The organism is Psychrobacter sp. 1U2 (assembly GCF_051847575.1).
Genome location: NZ_JBPYDC010001346.1, coordinates 1 through 622 on the forward strand (window position 1 = coordinate 1; position 622 = coordinate 622).

The window sequence follows — 622 nt, forward strand, 5'->3', positions numbered from 1 at the left end:
CTTACCGCGGTGACGCAAGCATAGCGAGCCTTTGCCCAGTACAAACAAGTGACCGAATCAAGCCCACCTGATAGTAAGACGACAGCATTTTGATCTTGTTGAAGCGTATGTGCAGGAGTTTTGGATACTGAGCTGAAAAAGTCAGATTGCGAGGTAATGTCAGTCATAGTAGTGTCTATTATTGAAAAGCGAAAAACAGCCATTTTAACAAAAATATGGCTACTATTACATAACCATAGAAGTTATAAGACCTATATGGATAACAAGGGTATTGAATTTTATGACTTTAAACCCTGCAATTTAATCTCATCTTTTCAAACTGTTAGCATTTTTTGTTATAATCGCTGCTGCTTTTAGTGCATTAGTAGTAACACGTCATTAAACCTTGTTCTACTATCAATTGCTTTATCGCCAAATCACCTTTGTAAAGATACTGAGTAATCTATGACCGTAGCGACCTTATTCACGCCAAAAAATACGCTTGAGTCTGACAAGATGTCTACTAAAGCACATCTAGATAGCCATACTTTAGAAACTGATGCTTATAGTGTGGAGTATGATGACGCTGATGACGCTGATGACGCTGATGACATCGCTACAGAATCTGCTTCTAAAGATTTAG

At 38.1% G+C, this 622-nt stretch carries 1 protein-coding gene; it reads right to left on the bottom strand.

The annotated features are described in order from the left end of the window. On the bottom strand, window positions 1-167 hold a 167-nt coding region (locus ACS8FD_RS22005), incomplete at its 3' end, for a 7-cyano-7-deazaguanine synthase (protein WP_439277435.1). Between the last annotated feature and the right edge of the window lie 455 nt (window positions 168-622).